The organism is Eggerthella sp. (assembly GCF_048329335.1).
In the GTDB taxonomy this organism is placed as follows: Bacteria; Actinomycetota; Coriobacteriia; order Coriobacteriales; family Eggerthellaceae; genus Eggerthella; species Eggerthella lenta.
The window spans coordinates 1-5,661 of record NZ_DBFEGU010000214.1; the positions used below are offsets into that span (position 1 = coordinate 1).

Consider the following 5,661-nt stretch of genomic DNA (forward strand, 5'->3'; position numbering starts at 1 on the left):
AAAAAGGATCCCCCGCCGAAGCAGGGGATCCTCGAAACGCGTCGGTTCATTGCGGCTATGCCGCGGGTTGCACGCTTACGCGGTGCCCGGGATAACCATCATCGCAACCGTCAAGATGATCACGCAGGCGACGCCCAGCACCACGAACAGCTTGCCGCCGAACTTCAGCCACGTGGAGTATTCCACCTTGGCCAGCGCCAAACCGCCCATGATAGCACCGCTCGTCGGGGTGAACAGGTTCACCAGGCCGTTGCCGGCGCTGAAGATCATGATCATGACGTCGGTCGAGAAGCCCAGCGAGTTCGCCAGCGGGCCCATGATGGGCATGGACACCGTGGCCATGCCGGACGACGACGGGATCAAGAACGACAGCACGATGTACAGCAAGAACGACATCGGCGCGAAGATGACCGCCGACAAACCGTTCAGAGCGTTCGCCGCGTTGTTCAGGATCCACCTGTCGAGACCGGTCTCGCCCATAAGCACGGTGATAGAACGAGCCATGGCGATGATCAGCACGACGCTCATCATATCGGCGGTGCCGTTGATGAATGCCTTGACGAAACGGCTCTCGGACACGCCGCCCACGATACCGATGATGATAGCCATGATGAGGAACCAGGTGGAAGCCTCATCGAAGTACCATTGACCCAACGGCAGACCCGTCAGGAACGCGGACCAACCCTGGGAGATCTCTTCTTCGGCCGTGACCGTGCCGGTCACATCGCCGTCGAACGTAATCTCGCCACCAACCTTCTTGTCGGTCCAAGCCGCGGAGATGTCGTCGCCGCTAACCTGCGTGGTGACCTCTTCCGTCGCCGCACCGGCATCGAACACCTCGACGCCGAAGTCGCCCCAAGGGATGAAGCCGACGATCATGACTACGAACGTCAGGGCGAACACGATGAGCGTCCACTTCTGACGACCCGTCATAAGCTTCTCGTTCGGGTTCGCCTCAGCGGTTTCAGCTTCCTGCTGAGCCTCGCCGAACTCGGCCTTCATGGTTTCCTGTTCCTGCAAGGACAGGATGGTGGAACCCTTGTTGGCCTTAACCTTCTTCGCGTAGCGCATGACGAAGACGATGGAGATCGCCAGCGTCACGAGCCACAGCACCACGCCCAGCAGGATGATGGTGCCCTGGTTGATCACGATGCCGGAAGAGCTCAAAGAGTCCACGGCAGCACCGACGGCAAACGGGTTGACCGTCGAACCGAGCACGCCGCAACCAGCACCCAACAGCACGACCGCGGCACCGACAACGCTGTCGAAGCCTGCGGCGACCATGGTGGCCGCGAGCAGCAGGTAGAACGGAACCGTTTCCTCGCACATACCGTACGTCGTACCGCCGATGGAGAAGATGAACATCAGAATGGGAATGAGGATGAGCTCATTGCCCTTGAGCTTCTTCACCAGCGCTGCGATACCGGCGTCCAGCGCGCCCGTTTCCGTGACGATACCCAGGAAACCGCCCAGGATCAACACGAACAGACAAACAGGCAGGGCGTCGGTAAAGCCCTTGACGGGAGCCGTGGCCACATTGGCGACCGTGGCGCCTTGGACCCCTTCCACACCGGCCAGCGACATCACTACCGTGACCAGCGCCAGCACGATCAGGATGATCAGCAGGATGGTAAACGATGATATAGATCGCTTTTTCTTGCTCTTTTCTTTTGCTTTCTCGGTCATAACAACCCCTCCTAATTATGAGGATCGAGTCGGATATTTTGGCGAACGAGAAATTTTCAAGCGGATCAGTGGAAGCGTAACCGCAGACCGCTGTACCCCTGTTGCGGTGGCATGCGCCGAAACGCATGCCACCGCCCATCGTGCGGAAGCTGGGGGAAGCCTTCCGCTCACACGCAAAAAGCTTTACGCCGTGATGACGGTGCCCGTCTTGCCTTCGATACCGGCAGCGGCGCACTCGAGCGACGTGATGAGAGCCTTGCCCTCGGGGAACGCGCGCACGTACTCGATGCACGCCTCCACCTTCGGGAGCATGGAGCCGGGGGCGAACTGGCCCTGGGCGATGAACTCCTCAGCCTCGGCAATGGTCATCGTGTCGATCTCGGCCTGGTCGGGCTTGCCGAAGTTCACGCAAACCTTCTCGACAGCCGTCAGGATGACCAGCATGTCGGCACCGAAGTCGGCGGCCAGCTTGGCCGACGAGCGGTCCTTGTCGATGACCGCCGGGACGCCCTCGTACAGGCCGTCCTTCTCGAACACCGGCACGCCGCCGCCGCCCGTGGACACGACCACGTAACCGCCGTCCATGAGATCCTTGACCGCGTCGAACTCGACGATGCGCACCGGCTTCGGCGAGGCGACGACCTGGCGCCAGCCGCGGCCCGCGTCCTCCTTGAACGTCCAGCCCGTCTCCTCGGCCTTGGCCTTGGCCTCTTCCTCGGTGAGGAAGGCGCCGACCGGCTTCGTGGGGTTCTGGAACGCCGGATCCTCGGGATCCACGACCGTCTGGGTCACGACGCACGCCGTAGAACGGTTGATGCCGCGATGCTTCAGGTCGTTCAGGATCGCCTGGGACAGCTGGTAGCCGATGTAGCCCTGGCTCATGGCGCCGGCCTCGGGGAACGGCATCTCCGGGGTCTTGCCGTCGTTGGCGGACGCGTACGCGAACGCGTTGTTGATCATGCCGACCTGGGGGCCGTTTCCGTGGGAGACCACGACGTTGATGCCCTCTTCGACCATGTCGACGATGTTCTTCGCCGTCGCCTTCACGAGCTCGAGCTGCTCCTGGGGCGTGTTGCCCAGAGCGTTGCCGCCGAGCGCGATGACGACCGACTTACCTTCACCCTTCTGATAAGGCATGTTTGTTCACCTAGTCTTTCTGAGTTAGGAGAGCGTCGCGTACATGACGGCCTTGATGGTGTGCATGCGGTTCTCGGCCTCGTCGAACACCTTGGACTGCTTGGACTCGAACACGCCGTCGGTGACTTCCATCTCCGTGACGCCGAAGCGCTCGGCGATGTCGGCACCGGTGGTGGTGTTGGTGTCGTGGAACGACGGCAGGCAGTGCAGGAAGATGGCGTCCTTGCTGGCCATGGCCATGACTTCCTCCGTCACGCGGTAGGGCTCGAGGAGCTTGATGCGCTCGGCCCACACCTCGTCGGGCTCGCCCATGGACACCCACACGTCGGTGTAGATGACGTCGGCGCCCGTGCAGGCATCCTTCACGTCTTCGGTCAGCTTGATCGTGCAGCCGTTCTCGGCGGCGATGGCCTCGCAGGTCTCCACGAGGTCGGCGGCCGGCATGTTCTCCTTGGGGCCGCAGGCGACGAAGTTCAGGCCCAGCTTGGCGCACACGACCATGAGCGAACGAGCCACGTTGTTGGCGGCATCGCCCATGAACACCAGCGTCTTGCCCTTGATGTCGTAGTTGAAGTTCTCCTGAACCGTCAGGATGTCAGCGAGCATCTGGGTGGGATGCCACTCGGTGGTCAGGCCGTTCCACACCGGCACGGAAGCGCCGGCAGCCAGCTCTTCCACGTCGGACTGCGCGAAGCCGCGGAATTCGATGCCGTCGTAGAAACGGTCGAGCACGCGGGCGGTGTCCTCGATGGACTCCTTCTTGCCCATCTGGGAGCTGCCCGGATCGAGGTAGGTCACGCCCATGCCGAGATCCATGGCGCCGACCTCGAACGCGCAGCGCGTGCGGGTGGACGTCTTCTGGAACAGCAGGACGATGTTCTTGCCCTCGAGGTAACGATGGGGGGTACCGGTCAATTTCAGGTTCTTGAATTCGCGGGACAACTTCAGCAGGTACTCGATTTCCTCGGTGGTGAAGTCGAGGAGGCGCAGGAAGTCGCGACCGCTCAGGCTAGTAGGCATAGATCATTCCTTTCAACGTTGCTTACAGAACAAAACAAAATACGCACCGGCGGATAGAGCCAAGTTTCCGTCCGCCCCTTTTCGAACGCCAGGGCCGCGTTGCACGGCCCCGGCAATCCGGAAAAGGCAAGGGTAGCTCTCATAGCACTCGTGCGCATGCAGCTGCGCACGAGCTTGGTACCTTAGTCCTCGCGCACAAGCGGCATGCTCATGCAGCGCGGGCCGCCACGGCCGCGGGACAGCTCGGCGGAGGGCATCTCGAGAACCTTGAGGCCCTTCTCCTTGAGCAGCGCGTTCGTCACGTCGTTGCGCTCGTACACCACGATGGTGCCCGGAGCGATGCACAGCGTGTTCGAACCGTCGTTCCACTGCTCGCGCTCGGCCGCGATGCGGTCGCCGCCGCCGCAGGGGATGAGCTCCACGGGGTTGCCGACGTACTTCTCGAGGATGTCCTCGAGCTTGCCGCTCATCTCCTTGACCTTGATACCGTCGCCCTCGGCGGTGATCTCGAAGACGGTCAGCGGGCCCATGATGCCGGGATGGATGGTGAACTTGTCGACGTCGATCTGGGTGAACACCGTGTCGAGGTGCATCATCGCGCGGTTGTTCGGGATGTTGAACGCCAGGATGGTCTCGACCGGGCTGGTCTCGTCCTCGAAGATGTTCTTCGCGATGGCGTCGATGGCGTCGGGCTCAGTGCGCTGGGAAATGCCGATGGCCAGCACCTTGTCGTTGATGTTGAGGATGTCGCCGCCCTCGATGTGGAACGTGTTGTAGCGGCTGTAGTACTCGGGAACATCCGCGAAGTCCGGATGGTTTCCGAAGATGTACTCGGCGTAGATCGTCTCGCGGTTGCGCGTGACGGAGTACATGCGGTTGATGGACACGCCGTTGCCGATGGACGCGAACGGATCGCGGGTGAAGTACAGGTTCGGCATGGGGGCGATGACCATCTTGGAGGACTCGCTGACGAGATCGACCAGGGAGTTCGACTTGTCGGTGTGAAGCTCGGTGAGGTTGATGCCCTCCATCGTCTTCATGACCAGGTCGAGGTTATCGGGGTAGTTCTCCTGCATATAGTCGAAGATGATCTTCTGGTAGCGGTCGGTGCGGATACCGGCCTCTTCGATCCACTGCTTGAGGAACTTCTCGCGCAGTTCGGGTTTCTGATCGAGGACCTCGGCCATGAGCTTCTCGAGGTACACGACCTCCACGCCGTTGTCGCGCAGAATCTGCGCGAAAGCGTCGTGCTCCTCCTGAGCGACCTTCAGAAACGGGATGTCGTCGAACAGCAGCTCTTCGAGCGTATTCGGCGTCAGGTTCAGAAGCTCTCGACCAGGGCGGTGGAGAAGAACTTTTTTCAAGGGCTTGATCTCGCTCTTGACGTTCAAACCAGCCATAGCAACCCTCCTTTTCCTTTATGCATTTTCCAGATTTTAGGCTTGCGGAAGCGCCCGTTGCGCACCGGGCGTCCGTTCACCTCGCCAAAATCTCATGGTTCGGATCAAATTGCAACCACAAAAACGAAACAAAACGGTACCCCTCGTCATACCTCGTGGTTTTTCGGCGAATGGTCATCACCTAGCCGAGTACTATTCACAGTTTCTTCATAGTTGCTTTATTGCGATAAAGTACTGAAGTGGTTGCTGAAGCTGGTTTTCAGGGCTGGAACGCCCCATCGACGGACGTTGGGAGTGCATATTTGATTAACTCGAATGCATAAACATTCAAAAAGATGCATTTAGGATGCAATCGCTTCGCCGCATGCCGATCGGATGCTGAGAGCACGAGGAGCCCCGAGCCGATACTCTTGCAGCT

The 5,661-nt window shown here is 60.4% G+C and carries 4 protein-coding genes; all 4 read right to left on the minus strand.

The genetic code is table 11. The annotated features are described in order from the left end of the window. Positions 1-75 precede the first annotated feature (75 nt). On the minus strand, positions 76-1,686 hold the full coding sequence (locus ACMO6A_RS07050) for a YfcC family protein (protein ID WP_418470997.1): 1,611 nt from the start codon (positions 1,684-1,686) through the stop codon (positions 76-78). 183 nt (positions 1,687-1,869) lie between these two features. Continuing rightward, on the minus strand, positions 1,870-2,823 hold the full coding sequence (gene arcC, locus ACMO6A_RS07055; protein WP_009304189.1) for a carbamate kinase: 954 nt from the start codon (positions 2,821-2,823) through the stop codon (positions 1,870-1,872). 24 nt (positions 2,824-2,847) lie between these two features. Beyond that, complete coding sequence (gene argF / locus ACMO6A_RS07060) at positions 2,848-3,843, minus strand: ornithine carbamoyltransferase (RefSeq protein WP_009304188.1); 996 nt, start codon at positions 3,841-3,843, stop codon at positions 2,848-2,850. A 182-nt stretch (positions 3,844-4,025) separates the two neighbouring features. Beyond that, positions 4,026-5,243: an arginine deiminase gene (arcA, locus tag ACMO6A_RS07065; RefSeq protein ID WP_009304187.1), complete on the minus strand. Its 1,218-nt coding sequence runs from the start codon at positions 5,241-5,243 to the stop codon at positions 4,026-4,028. Between the last annotated feature and the right edge of the window lie 418 nt (positions 5,244-5,661).